The sequence below is a fragment of the Vibrio sp. 1180_3 genome (assembly GCF_029478545.1).
Classification (GTDB): Bacteria; Pseudomonadota; Gammaproteobacteria; order Enterobacterales; family Vibrionaceae; genus Vibrio; species Vibrio aestuarianus.
Genome location: NZ_SJFM01000016.1, coordinates 13,512 through 32,918, shown reverse-complemented (window position 1 = coordinate 32,918; position 19,407 = coordinate 13,512). Strand labels below are relative to the sequence as shown.

General features: G+C 40.8%; 14 protein-coding genes and 1 pseudogene. 9 read left to right on the top strand and 6 right to left on the bottom strand.

Annotated elements, in window-relative coordinates:
- Window positions 1–193: 193 nt before the first annotated feature.
- Both EYW48_RS11460 and EYW48_RS11455 read left to right on the top strand, forming a co-directional pair.
- Window positions 194–2,236: an AAA family ATPase gene (locus tag EYW48_RS11460; protein ID WP_277432431.1), complete on the top strand. Its 2,043-nt coding sequence runs from the start codon at window positions 194–196 to the stop codon at window positions 2,234–2,236.
- The gene (locus EYW48_RS11455; RefSeq protein ID WP_277432430.1) at window positions 2,236–3,921 is read left to right on the top strand and encodes an ATP-dependent helicase; all 1,686 of its coding nucleotides are present in this window, start codon (window positions 2,236–2,238) and stop codon (window positions 3,919–3,921) included. The genes EYW48_RS11460 and EYW48_RS11455 overlap by 1 nt, the downstream gene beginning before the upstream one ends.
- A 95-nt stretch (window positions 3,922–4,016) precedes the next feature.
- Here EYW48_RS11455 and dinG (EYW48_RS11450) read toward each other — a convergent pair whose 3' ends face one another.
- Both dinG (EYW48_RS11450) and dinG (EYW48_RS11445) read right to left on the bottom strand, forming a co-directional pair.
- Entirely contained in the window at window positions 4,017–6,047 is a 2,031-nt protein-coding gene (gene dinG / locus EYW48_RS11450; RefSeq protein WP_277432429.1) for an ATP-dependent DNA helicase DinG, read from the bottom strand.
- 192 nt (window positions 6,048–6,239) lie between these two features.
- Window positions 6,240–8,018, bottom strand: a pseudogene (gene dinG, locus EYW48_RS11445) (ATP-dependent DNA helicase DinG); the annotation flags it as partial.
- A 515-nt stretch (window positions 8,019–8,533) separates the two neighbouring features.
- Here dinG (EYW48_RS11445) and EYW48_RS11440 point away from each other — a divergent pair.
- Together EYW48_RS11440 and EYW48_RS11435 are read left to right on the top strand one after the other, a co-directional pair.
- On the top strand, window positions 8,534–9,517 hold the full coding sequence (locus EYW48_RS11440) for a porin (protein ID WP_277432428.1): 984 nt from the start codon (window positions 8,534–8,536) through the stop codon (window positions 9,515–9,517).
- A gap of 92 nt (window positions 9,518–9,609) precedes the next feature.
- Window positions 9,610–10,266, top strand: a complete 657-nt coding sequence (locus tag EYW48_RS11435) for a DUF2057 family protein (protein WP_171981080.1) — start codon at window positions 9,610–9,612, stop codon at window positions 10,264–10,266.
- A gap of 50 nt (window positions 10,267–10,316) precedes the next feature.
- Here EYW48_RS11435 and EYW48_RS11430 read toward each other — a convergent pair whose 3' ends face one another.
- The 4 genes from EYW48_RS11430 to EYW48_RS11415 form a co-directional block, all read right to left on the bottom strand.
- Window positions 10,317–10,784, bottom strand: a complete 468-nt coding sequence (locus tag EYW48_RS11430; protein WP_277432427.1) for a YchJ family metal-binding protein — start codon at window positions 10,782–10,784, stop codon at window positions 10,317–10,319.
- 95 nt (window positions 10,785–10,879) lie between these two features.
- The gene (locus tag EYW48_RS11425; RefSeq protein WP_277432426.1) at window positions 10,880–12,094 is read right to left on the bottom strand and encodes an EAL domain-containing protein; all 1,215 of its coding nucleotides are present in this window, start codon (window positions 12,092–12,094) and stop codon (window positions 10,880–10,882) included.
- Between the two features lie 93 nt (window positions 12,095–12,187).
- Complete coding sequence (gene lpxH, locus EYW48_RS11420) at window positions 12,188–12,922, bottom strand: UDP-2,3-diacylglucosamine diphosphatase (protein WP_053310063.1); 735 nt, start codon at window positions 12,920–12,922, stop codon at window positions 12,188–12,190.
- A 37-nt stretch (window positions 12,923–12,959) separates the two neighbouring features.
- Window positions 12,960–13,454: a peptidylprolyl isomerase gene (locus EYW48_RS11415; RefSeq protein ID WP_053310062.1), complete on the bottom strand. Its 495-nt coding sequence runs from the start codon at window positions 13,452–13,454 to the stop codon at window positions 12,960–12,962.
- Window positions 13,455–13,633: 179 nt separating this feature from the next.
- Between EYW48_RS11415 and cysS the strand changes: the two genes are divergently transcribed.
- From cysS to cydA, 5 genes are all read left to right on the top strand, one after another.
- A complete protein-coding gene (cysS, locus tag EYW48_RS11410) occupies window positions 13,634–15,016 on the top strand; it encodes a cysteine--tRNA ligase (protein WP_053310061.1) in 1,383 nt (460 codons plus the stop codon).
- Between the two features lie 99 nt (window positions 15,017–15,115).
- Complete coding sequence (gene ruvC, locus EYW48_RS11405; protein WP_261915626.1) at window positions 15,116–15,637, top strand: crossover junction endodeoxyribonuclease RuvC; 522 nt, start codon at window positions 15,116–15,118, stop codon at window positions 15,635–15,637.
- Between the two features lie 97 nt (window positions 15,638–15,734).
- The gene (ruvA, locus tag EYW48_RS11400) at window positions 15,735–16,355 is read left to right on the top strand and encodes a Holliday junction branch migration protein RuvA (protein ID WP_277432425.1); all 621 of its coding nucleotides are present in this window, start codon (window positions 15,735–15,737) and stop codon (window positions 16,353–16,355) included.
- On the top strand, window positions 16,352–17,356 hold the full coding sequence (gene ruvB / locus EYW48_RS11395) for a Holliday junction branch migration DNA helicase RuvB (RefSeq protein ID WP_277432424.1): 1,005 nt from the start codon (window positions 16,352–16,354) through the stop codon (window positions 17,354–17,356). Before ruvA ends, ruvB begins: the two co-directional genes overlap by 4 nt.
- Window positions 17,357–17,809: 453 nt before the next feature.
- On the top strand, window positions 17,810–19,396 hold the full coding sequence (gene cydA, locus EYW48_RS11390; RefSeq protein WP_053310057.1) for a cytochrome ubiquinol oxidase subunit I: 1,587 nt from the start codon (window positions 17,810–17,812) through the stop codon (window positions 19,394–19,396).
- Window positions 19,397–19,407: the final 11 nt, after the last annotated feature.

The window sequence follows — 19,407 nt, the reverse complement described above, 5'->3', positions numbered from 1 at the left end:
GAAAATTCCCCCAAACGTTTTAGATAGGTCTTTCTCAAAGATTAAAAACTCTTATCATAAACATGATCTTTCTAAATAATACTAACCGCTTGATATGGTATGATTTGCCTATCAGTCGATCGCTTAAGGTATAATTAAGTTTCTTGTTTATTTAAGCGATTCGAACAGAATCCTCTACAAACAAGTGGTAAGCATGTTATTAAAGAAACTTGTGGTATCTGGCTACAAAAGCATATCAATAAGCTATCCTCAAACAATAGAGTTTGATCCTGAACTAACAGTTTTTATTGGTCCTAATGGAACAGGAAAAAGTGCCACGTTAGAAGCTCTAAATAAGTTGTTTTCAATCGATCATTCTTTACGTGGGATTATACCTTCCGATTTTCACTTACCTGACGATGTGGATCCGGCAATCCCTAGAAATTTAACTATAGAGGCATGGTTTAGTCTTGCCAATGATAACGGTAATCCATCGATTCCGCCTTTAATTAATGGACTTACAGCATCCACATCAACAAGTGAAATCATATTTAGGGTTCGATTAGAAGCAAGCCTAAGCTTTGATTACAATCCTCTAGGGGATGTAGACGAAAATATTTGGGTAATCGATGGCGATATGGAAGAACCCGAAGACGATAACAAACATCGTTTATCTGCGACTCAAAGGAATGCGATTCAAGTCAACTATGTGCCTGCCAATAGAGACCCGTTAGTTCAATTAAAATACTCATCAAAAGCCATATTAGGCCGTTTACTCAAAGCGATTAAATGGTCAGAGGGGGAGCAAGAATCTTTTGAAGCACAAGCGCAGCAACTGAACCAATTGGCTTCAGACAATCCAGCTTTAACGCAGATCACACAAGCAATTAATCGTAATTGGCAGGAGGTATACAAGGGGCGTCACCTTAATCAAGCTGGACTTAATTTTCCTGTCGGTGATGTGGATGAAATATTAAGGCTTATACAGCTTCAGTTTATGCCAGATGCAACAAGAAACAAGGTTGATACTAGTCGATTGAGTGATGGCCAAAAATCTCTCGTTTACTTTGCTCTAACCAAGGCATTATTTGATATAGATAAAGCAACACGACAAGCTATTGTTAGTAATCAGCCATCAAATTTTGATGCAGATAAGATGAAGCTACCTATTTTTAGCTTGATTGTTCTTGAGGAGCCTGAGAACCATTTATCACCACACTATTTAGGTCGAATATTAAAGCTAGTAAAAGATTATGGCGCAACTGAACTCTGTCAGTCAGTTGTTTCTACGCACTCTGCTTCATTGGTTGGACGTATAGAACCAGCGCAAATACGTCATTTTCGATTAGATAATGAGAATATATGTACAAAAGTTCAAGCATTATTATTGCCTGAAGATAGTGATGAGCAGGCTAAATATATTAATGAAGCTGTTAAGGCTTACCCCGAAATTTACTTTTCCAAACTAGTGATACTGGGTGAAGGCGATAGTGAACAGGTTGTTCTTCCGAAATTATTGGAGCACTTTGGAAAAGACATTGACGGTCATTCAATATCGGTGGTTCCGCTTGGTGGAAGGCATGTTAATCATTTCTGGCGTTTGCTTAATTCGTTGAAAATCCCTTTTGTTACACTATTGGACTTTGATATTGATCGTAATGGCGGTGGTTTTGGCCGCATGAAGTATGTCGTTGAGCAATTACTTTTAATGGATGAAATAAAGAGCAATTATATTAACGAATGCATTATTCCTTATATCCCTAATTGGAATAGCGAGCGAAACGCTGATTCGTTTTCAATACATTATGAAGATGGTAAAACAAGGATAATTGCAGATGAATTAGAAGCATGTAATGTTTACTTTTCTAGTCCACTAGATATCGATTACTCAATGATTTGTTCTTTTCCGGAGATCTTTTGTGAAAAAGACGAAGCCTATGGAGAAAGAGGCCCATCTGATGGTAAAGAAGATGAGGAAGAAGAAGACACAGCAAAAAGAGAGGCGGCGTTAATAAAAGCGGTACTCAAGAAAGGAAATGCTGGTAAACGGTTTGATTTTGGATCCGATTGGGAAAGGAACTTCTTGTGGTATCGCTATCGTTTCTTATCGAATAAAAGTAAACCTGCATCTCATGTTCGTATGTTTACCAAGCTTGAGGAGCAATATACTTCTCGAGAGATACTGGCAAAGTTACCATCAGAGCTAACACGATTGATGGAACGTATTGTCGAGTTGTCTGAACAGGTAATTGAGTAATGACTGACTGGAAACCATCAGAGGGAATAGAAGCTACAACTGAATTAATGGATATCATTACCTGTGATGTATCGGTTGCTGTGCTAGCAAGTGCTGGTGCGGGAAAAACAGAGCTGTTGGCCCAAAAAGCAAATTATTTATTCTTTACTGATAAATGTGTTTGGCCTAAAAGAATATTATCTCTTACGTTTAAAACTGAAGCTCAGTTAAACATAAAAGAGAGAATAAATAAGCGTTGTGGTCATAAAGCTACTCGTTTTGACTCTTTTACATTCCACGCATTCAGCAAGAGTATTGTCGATAGGTTCAAAAATATTCTTCCTGAAAATGAACGTCCTATAAACAATTACGATATCGTCTTTCGTCGCCAAGATGTAAGTGGTTCCAACAAAATATTGATGGACGACTTGCTAGTGTTAGCAATACGCATCTTACGCGCAAGAGAAGATCTAAGAACGATGTTCTCTTATTCTTATGCATATGTTTTTGTAGATGAGTTTCAAGATACGACTAATGAGCAATATGAATTGTTACAACTGTTGTTTCAGAACTCCGATACTAAAATTTTAACTGTTGGAGATATTAACCAAAGCATCATGTTATGGGCTGGAGCACGTCAAACTGTATTCACCGATTTTTTAAATGACTTTTCAGCACAAAACAAGTTCCTAATAAAAAACTACCGAGCGTCTAGCGAAATACAAGGTGTACTAGCGGTAGTATTGCAATTTGTACAGAACCCAAGATCTACATTCCAAGAAGTATCAACAATTCCAGACAACTGCTCTCTACATGCTTTCAGTGATGAGTATCAAGAAGCATCATTCATTGCTCACAGTATAAATGAAGCAATCAGTAGTGGTATTGACGCTAGCGATATTTCTGTTTTAACTAAGCAGCAGGCATCACAGTACACCGAAATATTGAGAGCTGAGTTAACGAGGCTTGGTATAAACAACCTCGACATGACCGACTTACAAGATGCCTTAAAAGAACCTCTTGGACAATTATTCTCGCAGTTTTTAAAAGCGTTAGTGCATCCTGAACCTAAAGTCATGACCGAGTTGTTTAGAGTTAATTTAGTCTTAAACAAGGTTGAATCTGATGATGATAAAGAAGAAGAATTAACTACTTCTTTAGTTAACTTCATCTCACTAAAGCAAGAGTTAATAACAACAGCAACAACGGCTGATGACTTGTTATCTTATCTTCAAAGCTTTATTCATGAGCTTGGTTTGCCAAAAATAAAAGGAAGATGGAAACAATATAAATCTTCTGCTTATTTTAATCATGTATGGCAAGCGCTTGAAGTACACTTGAGAAATATGTGTAATCAGACCAATTCATTAGAAGATGCTGTAAAGTTATTTAGTGCTGAGAACGCTGTACATTTAATGAATATCCACAAGTGTAAAGGTCTTGAATATCACACTGTATACTTTATGGGGCTAGAAGATCAGGCTTTTTGGAACTATGCGGAACAAACATTCGAGGATAATTGTGCAATATACGTTGCCTTGTCCCGCGCTAAAAATCACATATGTGTAACTATTAGTCAACATAGAGAGCATAGGAATAATTGGTATCATGATAATAGAGCCTCGACATTTGGTGCTATAAAGCCTGTTATAAGTCTGTTGAAAAACAAATGTAAGTTTGCTGCTACGAACCATAACCTTGCTTAAGACATCAAGGGGTATACTTTGTATTTCACCTTGATGAATTAAACAATGTTAATGCTAGATTTATAATTAAGTTACTGCCAATTGAGAAGAGCCTATTAGCCTCTTGTAAAGGGTGGTAATGAGGCAACAATCTGCTTTCCATAGCTCTTTGTGTTGAGTCGTGAATCAAGAATAGTAACTGTACCACTGTCAGTTTCGGTTCGGATTAACCTACCAACTGCCTGTACCAGAGCACGGCTTGCTTGAGGTAGCATGAGTTCAAAGAAAGGATTCCTGCCTCTAGCTCTTAATATTTCTGCGTGTCTTATTTCAACAGCATTTGTTGGTGAAGCAAATGGGATCTTAGTGATAATTAGGTTGGTTAAGAGGTCTCCCGCCAAATCTAATCCAAAAGAGAAACTTCCCGTGCCAAATAAAACGCTTTTTTTACCAGCCTTTATTAGATTTGAGTGTTTATCCAGCATCACTTGTTTAGGTAAGTCCCCTTGTTGCTGCAAAATGAATCCTTTCTTTTTAGCCTTGGCTTCAACTCCCTTAAATACTTTTTGCATCTGCCAGTAAGATGAAAATAAAACAAGGTTTGCGGAGTGGTCGGTTATGTATTCATCGAATAAGTGAGTAATAAGGTACTGTGTATACGCATCTTGATCGCTGGGTTCAACACTTAGCTTAGGGATAGACAAAGTGCTTTTCGAATAATCAAAGGGAGACTCAACCTTGAACACCTTTGACCTCTTCGGATATCCTGACTCTGATTGATACAGTTGAAATGTTCCGACACTGCTTAATGTCGCTGAGCACAGTAGTACATCGGAAGCATGATCCCATAAAAGGTCGCGTAGTATTCCTCTTGCTTCTATAGGTACAACAGATAGTGTATATCCCGATTCCTGACTATCAATCCATTTAGCCATTTGGTCGACATTCTTTTCGTTTAACATGGTGGTGAGTACATACACAGTTGTTTCAAGCCAGCCAGAATGGAACACGTAATCACTATATATAGTTTCTTGATGTGGTTTTAGCATGTCACCGTCATCAAGAATCTTCTGGTACACAGCATTTATTTCGTCAACCAGTTTTTTAAGGCTTCTTAAATCTTTATAAGCGTTTTCTAGCAACGGAACTAAGTGGGGGCATAGCTCTCTAATTACATATATATCATCTTCAAAGTAAGTATTATGATTGACTTGTATATGCTTTTTCATTGCATTTACGCTATGAACACAACTGTTTACAGCTTCCGGTATTTTCAGGAAACGGTCTTTGAGTGCTGTCCTCGTTTCGTTGGATTGATGTCTTCTGACTGCCTTTCCAAGGGATTCCATGAGGCTTGTGAACGAAGATAGATAGAAAGCCCCCTCTGATGTTGACCGAGCGATATGAGGGAGGTCGTGCGCCTCATCTATAACTAAAATATTATCGCTGATTGGAGGCAGAATGACACCTCCACCATCATCGAGGTTTAAATCACTAAGTAGTAGGTTATGGTTTACAAGAATTACTGTCTTGTCTTTTAGGCCGTTTCTTTCTTTATGAAAGGGGCATTCACGATGGCTTGCAAACTTCGCTTGGCATCGATGTTTGTCACAGACAACCTTGCTCCATACCTCATTTGGGATGGTTGCCGAATAAGTTCCTCGTTCACCATTCCAGCTACCATTGTTGTAGTCATTAAACATCTTCTCAAGTATTTCTGATTCAGTGCTATCGCTAGAAAATAATGAGCTTTGAATGTCACCTTGACCAATTGCGTCTGCTAGTTTCTCTAGACAAACGTATTGCGCTCGGCCTTGCGCTAGTGCATAAGTAAAGGGCTTATTGTAGAGGCTGGCGAATAAGGGGAGATCTTTGTTGAGTAATTGCTTCTGAAGCGCAATGGTTCCAGTGCTAATAATAACCTTTTTGTCGTTGTTCACAGCATAAGTTATTGCTGATGCAAGGTAGGCTAGGGACTTACCAGTCCCAGTTCCAGCTTCACAAATTGTCACCGTGTCATTTGGTTCATTTAACTGTTTTGCAAACTCAAAGCACATGCGCTTTTGCCCTTCTCGAGGGTGGTAGTTCTCGAACACTTCTTCACATTTGGTAAAGACTTGCTTCAAATCTGCTAACTGCTTTCGCATAAATAAATATCCGTCAATCTAATCGATACTAGCTAGCCTTTATATAGGAAGTCTTAGCCAGTTTCATTGTTACTTAAAATCCCGATTAATACTCAATCTAATGCTAACTCAGCTAGATAAGTTTGGAGAAAGTGTCACACTCCATAAGGATGGTAAAAAGTGTATGGGTTGTATTTTACCTATAAAAGTGTGTAGGTGCTCCGAAAAGCTACTCGTTCCAAATAACACACTTGTTTTTGCGCACTGCACTAGCATTTTATGTTTATTTAGAATTTCTGAGCGCGATGAATCGCCTTGTATTTGTAAGGCCCAGCCTTTTTTTACAAAATCGGCTGCCAGTTTTTCTGCTACTTCACGCATTTGCCAATAAGAGGCAAACAATACCAAGTTAGCTTTACCATCGGTAATAAATTCCGGTAAACGTTCGACAAGATAATCAGTAAATTCTTTGGCTTGAGGTTCGACACGCATAGTAGGGATCAACAACTCAGCTTGACCTTGGTAGTCAAAAGGAGAAGCTAAGGCCAAAAAGCGTGTGCCGTCTTCAGCTTTTTCGCTGATCCCCGCTTGTATGCAGAAGTAGCTAAATGAATTGAGTGCTCGCATCGTCGCTGAGACTAAAATAGCGCCTATGCAACGGCTCCAAATTTGTTTATCCAGTTGCCAACCTATTTCAAGGGGCGAAACACTAACAACAAAGTCACCGTCCCGTTCTGGGTGTAGTTCTAGCCAGCGAGCTAAGGGGGCTCCTTTTTCTCGTTGAGGTTCAGCCATTAATGCCCAAACTTGTGCCAAGTTATCTAATCTTTGACTATAAAAACCGAGTTCGGTCAATGCTGGCTCGGCAATTCTGGCGGCCAGTTCGCCTTCCTTTACGCGCTCTCCAATAAGGTCCGCTATTTTTGCTAGTGACTGATTCGCTTTTTGTGAGAGCTTTTTTAGATCTTTTGATTCGGTTTCAAGCCATTGTGGAAGTTCACCGTGCTCGAATCGATAGCGTTTTTCTACAAATTGTTCCGGAACAAACTGTTTCGCCAGTTGGTTTAAGCTTGGGATCAACTGCTGAATGGATTCTTGTAGCTCGTTTCTAAAACGAGCTACTCGTCTTTCTTCTGCCAAACTAGCAAACTTGGTGACCGACTGGTTGAGCTTTTCCAACCAACTTGCCGCCCCTTTTAAACTGGCCGATGCCGATGCATGGTCACGGGCCACGTGAGGTAGGTGATGCGCTTCATCAAAAATATAAATAGTATTTTCAGGCTCGGGCAGAATAACGCCACCTCCTAGATCAGCATCAGCCATCACTAAACTGTGGTTTGCGATGATGACATCAGCTTTGTCGAGCTCTGAGCGGGCTTTTTGAAAAGGGCAATCCCTGTGACCTGGGAAACTACCATTACAACTATGCTTATCGCTAACAATTAAACGCCACAGTTCATCTTTTATCGCCTTTGGCCATGAATCTCTATCGCCATCCCATTTACCTTTGGTCAATCTATCGTACATAGTGGCTAAAAGGTCGATATCTTTTTTCTGCGGTTTGGTTTCGAAAAGCGCAATTTGGCTTTCATTTTCGCCACATGCTGCTGCCAGTTTTTCAGCGCAGCAGTAACGTTGTCGACCTTTTGCCAAAATAAAAGAAAATTCGCGGTCAGTAATACGGCGAAATAGAGGTAAGTCTTTACTAACCAACTGTTCTTGTAGTGCAACAGTTGCTGTTGAGATCACAACTTTTCTATTGTTTAACACCGCAACAGGGATAGCCGCCATTAAATAAGAGAGTGATTTGCCAATACCAGTGCCAGCCTCTGCGACCAAAATTCGATTTGATTTGTGATATGAACCACAAAGCGTTTTGGTAATTTCTGCGACGAGGAAGTTTTGTCCACGGCGAGGAATGAAATTTTCCAATTGAAATTGCAGGTTTTGATAACTGGTGCGAATGGATTGTTGGATTTTGGTAGTAAGCATAGTTGGACCTAAATTGCGGAAATCCGATGGTAGCACACTTTGCTAAAGTATACGCAGTTCACGAAATCGTATGCTTTTCAATTAAATCTAGATCTCCTTCACAAAAAAAAACTGAACCTTCAGGAACTTATATTTAATTTAGGTTGTGAAACATATAAAACCACACCTTGGTTAATTCTGTGGTTTTTTATTCTAAATATATGGAAAATACACTGAATTATTAGTCAATAACTCTTATGTTAAATTTTTATTATCATTTATATTTTGTGATATTTAGGCTTGTAAGTCACTCGTGTTTTTATGAAAATTAAGTGTAATTAATTGTTTTTGTTGGGTTTTACAAAAAATTAGGTTTATTTTTTAGGATATTTGACATGCAGGATAATCTTTTGCAATCTAGCTCTCGAGATTTAATGGCGGTGATGAACTAAATTGAAATTTAGAAGTTGCCATCAAAAACAACATAAGGGAACCGGACAAGGAATTCCCATACTAAGAAAAGGCAGTGGATTATTATGAAAAAGACTCTATTAGCATTAGCAGTTATGGCTGCAGCTGGTTCAGCTCAAGCTGGTATCGAACTATACAATCAAGATGGTGTTACCGTTAATCTTAAAGGTGATATTGAAGTTGTATACAGCAATACGACTACTGAAAGTTCAATGAAACAAAAAATCGAAGATGCGGACTTTGGTTTTGATGTTCGCTATGCGGTTAATGATACTTGGCAAGTTGGTGCATACTGGGAATTCAACGGGTCTAAGAAAACTAACTCAGAAGTTACTCGCAACGGTGACACTTATGTAGCTGCATATCACGCTACGCTTGGTTCAATTAAATTCGGTCGTCTTTGTACTGCTGTTGATGATCTAGGCATTGGTTCTGATGAAGCATTTGGTATTTCTACTTTCCTAGACAATGCAACTGATGAGTGTTCAGATGAAGCAGTACGTTATGATTTTGATAATGGTGATGTATATGCAACATTAGGTTTTGTTCAAAACAAAATCGATAATAAATTTTTAGACAATACAAAAGACGTTATTTCAGATGGTAACGGTGACACTTACTATGACGGTCGTGCTGGATTCCGTGGTCTAGATAACTTCGATATTTCTGTATTCGCATCTCAATACAGTGTTGAAACTGAAACTGCAACTCACAAAGACCATACTGGTTTTGGTTCAGAGATTGTGTTCAGTGGCATCGAAAATGTAAATCTAGCTATTGCCTACTACTCAGTGTCTTCTGATCTCGCTAACGATGATAACAGCGTTATTGCAGTAGCAGCAGATTACACAATGGGCAAATGGGGCTTTGCAGCAGGTTTCTCTGCAGGCGATCACGATGACGTTGCTAAAGAAAAAGATACTTGGTTTGTGAATACTACTTACGGTGTAGCTCCTAACACTAAACTATACGCAGAAGTTGGTGGTCTTGACCAGAAAGATGTTGATGATAACCTAGGTTTAGCTATCGGTGTTGAAGCTTCATTCTAAAATGAAATGAGCTAAACTCTCGCTTAAAGCCACCTTCGGGTGGTTTTTTCATTTTATATCTTGTAAATCACTTACCTTAAAAAGGAATATTTATGAAAAAATGCTTTGTTGTAGCCTTATCTATTGGGTTGATGGTAGGGGGAGTTCAAGCGGCCACTTTAACACCAAAGGCTGGCGTATCAATCCTGTATATAAATGGAGAGGCTGCTGAAAGTAAAATCTCTGAAAATCATATAGAAGCTGGCTTTAATCAAGTAGTGGTACGCATGGATAAGGATATGTCGCGAGGCTCTAGCAGTGACGTATTTACTTCTAAGCCTTACGTACTCTCATTTACAGTTAATGGTGAGCATATTGAAATCAACCACCCTAAAGCGCGGAGTCGTGTAGAAGCAGAGCGAGCATTTGAGTCTAATCCTCAATGGATTGTCATTGAAGACGATAAACTTTTACGTCATGAGCAAGTTGTTCTCAAAGGAAATGTAGGATTTGTTCCGTATGGTGGAATGGCTGAGCTTATACAGAAACACAATAGTCAGCGTGGGATTTACTTTAACAACGGCCAGCTTGTCGGTAAACCTGTTGCAGCCCAAATGTTGCCAGTGACGACTGCTGTTGTTGTGAAACCTAACCAAATAGACCAAGATACTGTTATTTCAGGGAATGTCGAACAACTCAAAGCGTGGTATTTAAAATCATCTGCGCAAGAACGCAAAACGTTCCGTAAATGGATGATCGACCAAGAATAATCGTCCTCAATCATTAAAACGCCAAACTCGAGAGTTTGGCGTTTTATCTTTTAAGCACAACATTTTTTGAATTTTTTGCCGCTGCCGCACCGGCACGGGTCATTTCTGCCAATTTTGCTTTGCTGGTATTGCTCAGGAAATTGACCATCGATATAAAACCAAAGGCCGTTATGTTTGATAAAACGAGAACGTTCTTCTAAGCAACATTGCTGGTTATCTTGTTCAAAGTAAGCTTTAAAGTGGACAAACCCTTCATCAGCATGGTTGCCTGATGCCGTATCAACAACCTCCAAACCACACCAGTTACTATTTATCGATTGTTCTATTTCAGTACGCTGAAGCTCTGCTTGGCAGCTAGGGTGGTAAGTTGCGATGACAAAATCGACTAAACCAAGCACATGAGCGCTGTAACGTGCGCGCATCAGTTGTTCAGGGTGAATAGCTAAGCTATGCTCATCATGAATGGGCTTACAGCATTTTTCATAACTGGCGACATTACCGCAGTAACAGGTTGTCATTTCAATCTCTACAATTGGGTTTACACAACGCCGAAGTGTAGAGATTAACAGGTGAAGTGTCTAGAACATGCCTCGATTGAGAGCATACAAGCCGATTATGCGCTGGCTGTAAATAAGTCTGCTGTCCATTTAACCGCTTCATCATAGCAAGCAGCAATATCTTCGTCGCTCAGCTTTAGTTGTTGTGCAATTTGAGTAACCGTATCCCACTGCGCGTGTTCATAAGCTTTTGTGAGGTTAAGAAGTTGACCTAACACGCCTTTTCCTTGAGTAAGCGCTAACTTTACCTCCTCTTCAATCGGCATCTCGTCCATTATACTTTCGAGTGATTGATCAAGCAGGCTATCTAGTAGTGAAAACATGCCAGTTAAAAAGCCTGCACCGGGCGCTAAGGTCAATTTAGCTTTCACTGCAACGAGCTCGCAATATCTGGCTCGTTGGATAGACAGACCATAAAGGTAGCCAGGTTTTGACTTTTGGGTAGACGCTATCGCGACTAAAGAAACAAACTTGCGTAAGCGCTGCTCACCGAGGTACACCAAAGCTTGCTTAAATGAATGTATTTTTGCGCATACCATTGCCGATGAATTAACAAAAGTTAAAAGCTTATATGACAGCGTTACATCAGTGGCGACCAAGCTTTCTATGGCCGAGTAATCAAGATCTTGTTTCGCTATTTCTTTAAATAGCTGAACGACGGTCAGAAATGAGGGCTCTAATGCTTTACGCTGTAGTAATTCTGGCTTGCTAAAGAAATAGCCTTGAAAGTATTTAAAACCAGCAGATTTTGCCTGTTCAAATTCTTGGTATGTTTCTACCTTTTCTGCTAGGAATGCAATTTTAGTTGCGCCTAACTTCTTAATGAAAAGTTTCGCCTTTTCAATCGGTACTATTCGAATATCAAATTTTATAATAGAAATATAAGGCAAGAAAGGTAGCCATTCTTTGCGCGGAACAAAATCATCCAACGCAATTTGGTAACCTAAATGGGCAATTTTTTTGATCGCTTCCAGTAACTCTGCGGTTGGTTGGCAGTCTTCTAACACTTCGACAACCAAGCTACCTGCTGGAAATAGTGTCGGGACTTGATTGATAAGGCTTTGATAAGGAAAATTAACAAATCCTAGGCGATCACCGAGGGTCTCGTAATGAGTCGATAAGAAATGGTCAGATAGTAAACGGCTAGTCGCTAAATCAGGATCAATATCCGGAAATGTATTTTTTGGTCCATCCCTAAAAAGTAACTCATAACCTATGGTTTCGCGGTCACTATTTAGTATAGGCTGCCTGGCAACATACGAATATTTCAATGCAAGACTCTTTTAATTATTTTGACAGTAGTGATTATAGCTGAATTCCTAACTTTTAATTGCAGCGATAACACTACAAGATGTGACTAATTTCTAACTATCTGATTTAAACTGTCGGGTTTCAAGTTTGAAGCCATTATCAGCATAGACTAAGACTGAGCCTTGAGTATACCAGTCGCCAAGCACAATCCGCGTTGTTTCTTTATTTAATTGTTTTGTGTGATGAACGTCAGGTCGATGGGTGTGGCCGTGGATCATTAAATCTACATTATGCTTACGCATAACATGATCGACCTCTGAAAGCGTAACATCCATAATATCAAGCGATTTCATCTGTTTATCACTATTAATGTCAGATTGAACTTTGCCAACAATACGCATTTTTAGCGAAAAAGGTAATCGGTTGAAGATCCACTGTAACCAAGGTTGGTGTACTTTCTTGCGATACTGTTGGTATTTTATGTCTTGAGTGCACAGGGTGTCACCATGCAATACCACGGCTTTTGTGCCATACAGGTTGATAACGTGCTCTTCATCGAGAAGGATAATGCCCGTTTCTTTTGCAAAACGTTTCCCAAGTAAAAAATCGCGATTACCTTGGGTAAAATAACAAGGGATGCCTCGACCTGTAAGACGGCTAAATTCGGCTTTTATTTGATCCGCAAAAGGGGAGCCATCATCATCGCCAATCCAAAATTCGAATAGATCACCAAGCACGTACAATGCATCGGCATAAATCGCTTCTTCGCGCATAAAACGTACAAAACAGTCGGTAATATCGTGGCGAAAAGGGCTAAGGTGTAAATCAGAAATAAATAGTGTATGCATAATTAAAATTAAGGAGCGCCAAGCGCTCCTTCTACCGTTACTCTTCGATGGTCGTGCTAGTGATGAATACTTCTTCTAGCGGTACATCTTGGTGCATACCCATAGAGCCAGTGCTAACGCCTTTGATTTTATTTACGATGTCCATGCCTTCGATTACTTCGCCAAATACACAGTAACCCCAACCATCTAAGCTTTCTGAGCGGAAGTCCAAGAAGGTGTTGTTGTTCACGTTAATAAAAAATTGAGAACTTGCTGAATGCGGTTCCATGGTACGAGCCATTGCTAGTGTACCGATTTTGTTGCTCAAGCCGTTATTCGCTTCATTTTTAATCGAAGCGCGAGTTGCTTTCTCTTTAAGGCCTGAAGTCATGCCACCGCCTTGGATCATGAAACCATCGATAACACGGTGAAATAGGGTGTTATCGTAAAAACCGTCACGGCAGTACTGTAGAAAGTTTGCGCTTGTCTCTGGTGCTTTTTCTTCATTAAGTTGAATTTTAATATCACCAAAATTCGTGTGAAGGATGATCATGATGGTTACCTTATATCTATTTTTATTGAAGCACGGATTTTAACTGAACTTTCGACACATTCAAATCAACAAATCTGTTTGTTGTTGGGAATATTCGTCGAGATTAAGGATGACCTAGCTAGGAGAGAGTTGTTATACTGTGAAACTGTTTTAGTTCAAACCGTTATTAGATAGAGATCATGCTGAAAATATATAACTCACTCACAAGACAAAAAGAGGAATTTAAACCCATCAGTGCTAACAAAGTTGGCATGTATGTCTGTGGAGTCACCATATACGATCTCTGTCATATTGGTCATGGTCGTACCTTTGTTTCTTTCGATGTGGTTTCACGTTACTTGCGCTATTTAGGTTATGACTTAACGTTTGTACGTAATATCACGGATATTGATGACAAGATCATCAAACGTGCGGCAGAAAATGGTGAATCTTGTGAGTCACTTACAGAGCGTTTAATCGCTGATATGCATGCCGACTTCGATGCACTGAATATGAAGCGCCCTGATGTTGAACCAAGAGCAACGGGCTACATTCAAGAGATTATTGAACTGGTTGAACGTTTGATCGAACGAGGCTTTGCTTATGTCGCAGATAATGGCGATGTAATGTTCGAAGTTAGCAAGTTTGATGAATATGGTAAGTTATCGAAACAAGATTTGGATCAGCTGCAAGCTGGTGCGCGTGTTGATGTTGAATTAGCAAAACGTAGTCCACTGGATTTTGTGTTGTGGAAAATGTCTAAACCAGGCGAGCCAACATGGCAATCGCCATGGGGAGATGGTCGTCCTGGATGGCATATTGAATGTTCTGCAATGAACTCGGCGATTTTGGGTAATCATTTTGATATTCATGGTGGTGGCTCTGACCTTCAGTTTCCGCACCACGAAAACGAGATCGCTCAATCATGCTGCGCACACGATACTACTTATGTGAACACATGGATGCACAGCGGTATGGTGATGGTTGACCGCGAGAAAATGTCTAAATCACTCGGCAATTTCTTCACCATTCGTGATGTTTTGGCTCATTATGACCCTGAAACGGTTCGTTATTTCTTGATGTCTGGCCACTACCGCAGTCAACTCAACTACAGCGAAGACAACTTGAAACAAGCGCGAGCGTCATTAGAACGCCTATATACCGCGTTAAGAGGCCTTGACCTTTCGGTCGCTGTTGCTGGTGGTGATGAGTATGTTAGCCGCTTCGCCACCGCGATGAATGATGACTTTAATACGCCTGAGGCTTATTCAGTGTTGTTCGATATGGCACGCGATATCAACAAGCTCAAAACGGAAGATCTTCATCAAGCAAGCCAACTAGGTGCATTAATGCGTGAGTTGGCTGACGTAATAGGTATTTTGCATCAAGACCCTGAGGTTTTCCTTAAAGGGGATGCCGGTGATGATGAACAAGCGGCTGAGATCGAAGCCTTGATCAAATTACGTAACGACTCTCGCGCTGCTAAAGATTGGGCAAACGCAGACTTAGCGCGCGATAAACTCAATGAGCTGGGTGTCATCCTTGAAGATGGGCCAAGTGGTACAACGTGGCGCCGTAAATAATTACGTTCGTTAATGTATTGAAAATGGGCTTAAACTTCGTAAGTTAAGCCCATTTTTATTGTTAGTAGCAGCAATCGTTGTTTACGAAAAAAGGTATTCATGTCAATTATTTTGGGGATAGACCCAGGTTCTCGTATTACGGGTTACGGAGTGATTCAGCAGCAAGGTCGCCACTTATACTATTTAGGTAGTGGCTGTATCCGTACCTCTGAAAAACAACTTCCCGGACGTTTAAAACAAATTTATGCAGGTGTCAGTGAAATTATCACGCAGTTTCAACCTGATGTATTCGCTATTGAACAAGTCTTTATGGCAAAAAACGCAGATTCAGCGCTTAAACTAGGGCAAGCCAGAGGAAGCGCCATTGTTGCCGCGGTGAATGCCGATCTACCGGTCTATGAATATGCCGCAAGGCTTATTAAGCAAGCGGTCGTTGGCACGGGTGGGGCAGATAAATCTCAAGTCCAACACATGGTTCAACATATGTTGAAATTATCAGCGAAGCCGCAAGCGGATGCGGCCGATGCGCTTGGGGTTGCTATCTGTCATGCCAACACTAATAAAACGCTGATAGCATTAGCAGGCCAAGCAACTAGCGCTAAAAAAGGCCGTTATCGCTGATAACTCAGTGCATTCCAGGGTGGTTTTTCTACTGGCTATCCATCCAGTTATTTATTATTATCTCAGTTCATTAACCCTATTCTCAAAGGAATTTCCTGTGATTGGACGTCTTCGCGGCATTCTAATTGAAAAGCAGCCCCCCGAGTTACTGATTGAAGTTGCTGGTATCGGCTATGAAGTTCAAATGCCCATGAGTTGCTTCTACGAATTGCCTCAAGTCGGTGATGAAGCGATCATCTATACTCACTTTGTCGTACGTGAAGATGCACAACTTTTGTATGGATTTAACACAGTGAAAGAACGTGCTTTATTTAGAGAAGTCATTAAAGCCAATGGCGTAGGACCCAAATTGGGTTTAGGCATACTTTCAGGCATGACGGCGAGCCAGTTTGTTGCTTGTGTTGAACGTGAAGATATATCCACATTAGTGAAATTGCCTGGGGTCGGTAAGAAAACGGCAGAACGTTTAGTTGTTGAAATGAAAGACCGTCTTAAAGGTTGGGGAGCGGGAGATCTTTTCACACCGGCAACCGATGCTGCACCAATGGATGTCCATCACCTTGAATCTGTGACTCAACATGCAGAAGAAGAGGCGGTTAGTGCGCTACTTTCTTTGGGATATAAGCCACAACAAGCTTCGAAGGTTGTTTCACAAGTGGCCAAGCCTGATATGACAAGTGAAGCGTTGATTAAAGAAGCCTTGAGAGCAATGGTATGATTGAAGCTGATCGCTTGATTGCTCCAAATAGCCCTATTCCAAAAGACGAAGAAATTATTGATCGCGCAATACGTCCTAAAAGACTGGCGGATTATCGTGGCCAAGACCACGTGCGTGATCAAATGGAAATTTTTATCAAAGCTGCACAATTGCGTAGTGAAGCATTAGATCACCTACTAATTTTTGGCCCTCCTGGTCTTGGTAAAACTACATTAGCTAATATTGTGGCAAACGAGATGGAAGTGAATATTCGTACTACCTCGGGTCCAGTGTTAGAGAAAGCGGGTGATTTAGCGGCTTTGTTGACCAATCTTGAAGAGAACGATGTACTATTCATTGATGAAATCCATCGCTTGAGTCCTATGGTTGAGGAAGTATTGTATCCGGCAATGGAAGACTACCAACTCGACATCATGATCGGTGAAGGCCCGGCTGCACGCTCCATAAAAATCGATCTCCCTCCTTTTACTTTAATCGGCGCGACAACGCGGGCCGGTTCACTCACTTCACCGCTGCGTGACCGTTTTGGCATTGTTCAGCGGCTTGAGTATTACAATATCGCAGATTTACAACATATTGTTCAGCGAAGTGCCGATTGTTTAGGGCTATCGATGGAAGCAGAGGGGGCGCTTGAAGTCGCAAGACGTGCTCGTGGCACACCTCGTATTGCTAACCGTTTGTTAAGACGTGTCCGTGATTATGCTGAAGTTAAAGGCAATGGTCACATCTGTGTCGATACGGCTGACAAAGCCCTGAATATGCTGGATGTGGATAGCCAAGGTTTTGACTATATGGACCGTAAGCTTCTTCTTGCAATTATGGATAAGTTCGGTGGTGGCCCAGTTGGTCTAGATAACCTGGCTGCTGCAATCGGTGAGGAAAAAGATACGATTGAAGATGTGCTTGAGCCTTTTCTCATTCAGCAAGGTTATTTGCAGCGGACACCGAGAGGACGAATTGCAACCGATCGCGCTTATCTACATTTCGGAATTGAGAAATAAGTTTACAGTTTTATTTTCTTTTTATTTTCGAAAGTTAAATTGTGACATGCATCTCATTTATCAAAAGCCATATTTCTTGCAAGCGTTAATATACGTACCAATTTGTTAAATCATTATTGCCATTCCATTGTGGTTTTTACCTAAAAAAAACAACGCATGTGATATTTGATTGATTTAGATCAGGTTGTTTGTTTTCTGCGCAGGTTTGCATTGTAAAAATTGATGTAAATCAAGGATTTTTTCTCCTATAAATTTTTTGAAACAATCACTGTTTAGCAGTAATATTAGTTGCAGCTATATTAGCTGATGCTTAACAATTAACTAACCATAACGGTACATATTTGTAACAAATTGGCGTCACTTTTCAACACTTACTGAGGTTGTTTAATATTATGGCGTTTGTTTTTGCAAAGTATGTCAAAAGTGTCATTCAGCCGGCACAAAGGAGTTACCATGATTGACGTAGTTGATCTATCGCGGTTGCAGTTTGCACTCACAGCGATGTATCACTTCCTGTTCGTTCCATTGACTCTAGGTATGGCTTTTCTTTTAGCCATCATGGAATCTTTGTATGTAATGACCGATAAGCAAATCTATAAGGACATGACAAAGTTCTGGGGTAAGCTTTTTGGTATTAACTTCGCTCTAGGTGTGGCCACCGGCCTTACGATGGAGTTTCAGTTTGGTACGAACTGGTCGTACTATTCCCACTATGTAGGTGACATTTTTGGCGCCCCTCTTGCAATTGAAGCACTTGTAGCCTTCTTCTTGGAATCAACCTTTGTTGGGTTGTTCTTCTTCGGGTGGGATAGACTTTCAAAACGCCAACACTTAGCCGTGACCTGGTTGGTTGCGCTGGGCTCTAACTTCTCCGCGCTTTGGATTCTAATTGCTAACGGATGGATGCAAAACCCTGTTGGTGCTGAGTTTAACTTCGAAACCATGCGCATGGAAATGGTGAGCTTTGCGGAAGTTGTATTTAACCCTGTTGCACAGGTGAAATTTGTTCACACGGTTGCTTCTGGTTACACCACGGGTGCAATGTTCATTCTAGGTATCAGCTCTTACTACCTATTAAAAGGTCGTGATGTTGCGTTTGCTCGTCGTTCATTTGCTATCGCAGCCTCATTTGGTATGGCGGCTATCTTGTCTGTTATCGTGCTTGGTGATGAATCAGGTTACGAAGTAGGCGAAGTGCAAAAAGTGAAACTCGCTGCTATTGAAGCTGAGTGGCACACTGAACCTGCGCCAGCGGCTTTCACTTTATTTGGTTTACCAAATCAAGACGAAATGCACACCGACTATGCGATTAAAATTCCTTATGTGATGGGTATTATCGCCACCCGTTCGCTTGATACGGAAGTCACTGGCTTACGTGACTTGCGCGACGAACACGTTGATCGCATCCGTAATGGTATGTATGCCTATGAGCTACTTGAAAAGCTGCGTGCGGGTGAAAAATCTCAAGCGAATATGGATGCGTTTGATGAAGTTAAAGGTGACTTGGGTTACGGCTTACTTCTTAAGCGTTATACCGACAAAGTGACTGATGCGACTGAAGAGCAAATCCAAGCGGCCGCCGATGACTCAATTCCGACTGTGTGGCCTCTATTCTGGTCATTCCGCCTGATGGTCGGTGTTGGTTTTGTGATGTTGTTTGTGTTTGGTGCGGCATTTGTTCAAACATGTCGTCAAAAAATCGAACAAAAACAATGGGTACTTAAAGCGGCGCTGTTCAGTATTCCTCTACCGTGGATTGCGATTGAAGCGGGTTGGTTTGTTGCTGAATATGGCCGTCAGCCATGGGCTGTTGGTGAAATATTACCGACCAATGTCGCTGCTTCAGCGCTGACTCTTGGCGAATTATGGACTTCACTGTTTGCTATTCTTGCACTTTACACAGTGTTCTTGATTGCCGAAGTCTACCTGATGGTGAAATTTGCTCGTAAAGGGCCTAGCAGCCTAAAAACTGGCCGTTACCATTTTGAGCAAAATGCAAACTCTGTTGAAGACAAAGTTAGCCGCCAAGTAGAAGCATAGGCAGGGAGATA

Coding starts and splice junctions, on each gene's coding strand:
- EYW48_RS11460 (WP_277432431.1), top strand. CDS start 194: ATGTTATTAAAGAAACTTGTGGTATCTGGCTACAAAAGCATATCAATA.
- EYW48_RS11455 (WP_277432430.1), top strand. CDS start 2,236: ATGACTGACTGGAAACCATCAGAGGGAATAGAAGCTACAACTGAATTA.
- dinG (WP_277432429.1), bottom strand. CDS start 6,047: ATGCGAAAGCAGTTAGCAGATTTGAAGCAAGTCTTTACCAAATGTGAA.
- EYW48_RS11440 (WP_277432428.1), top strand. CDS start 8,534: ATGAAAAAGACTCTATTAGCATTAGCAGTTATGGCTGCAGCTGGTTCA.
- EYW48_RS11435 (WP_171981080.1), top strand. CDS start 9,610: ATGAAAAAATGCTTTGTTGTAGCCTTATCTATTGGGTTGATGGTAGGG.
- EYW48_RS11430 (WP_277432427.1), bottom strand. CDS start 10,784: ATGACAACCTGTTACTGCGGTAATGTCGCCAGTTATGAAAAATGCTGT.
- lpxH (WP_053310063.1), bottom strand. CDS start 12,922: ATGCATACACTATTTATTTCTGATTTACACCTTAGCCCTTTTCGCCAC.
- EYW48_RS11415 (WP_053310062.1), bottom strand. CDS start 13,454: ATGATCATCCTTCACACGAATTTTGGTGATATTAAAATTCAACTTAAT.
- cysS (WP_053310061.1), top strand. CDS start 13,634: ATGCTGAAAATATATAACTCACTCACAAGACAAAAAGAGGAATTTAAA.
- ruvC (WP_261915626.1), top strand. CDS start 15,116: ATGTCAATTATTTTGGGGATAGACCCAGGTTCTCGTATTACGGGTTAC.
- ruvB (WP_277432424.1), top strand. CDS start 16,352: ATGATTGAAGCTGATCGCTTGATTGCTCCAAATAGCCCTATTCCAAAA.
- cydA (WP_053310057.1), top strand. CDS start 17,810: ATGATTGACGTAGTTGATCTATCGCGGTTGCAGTTTGCACTCACAGCG.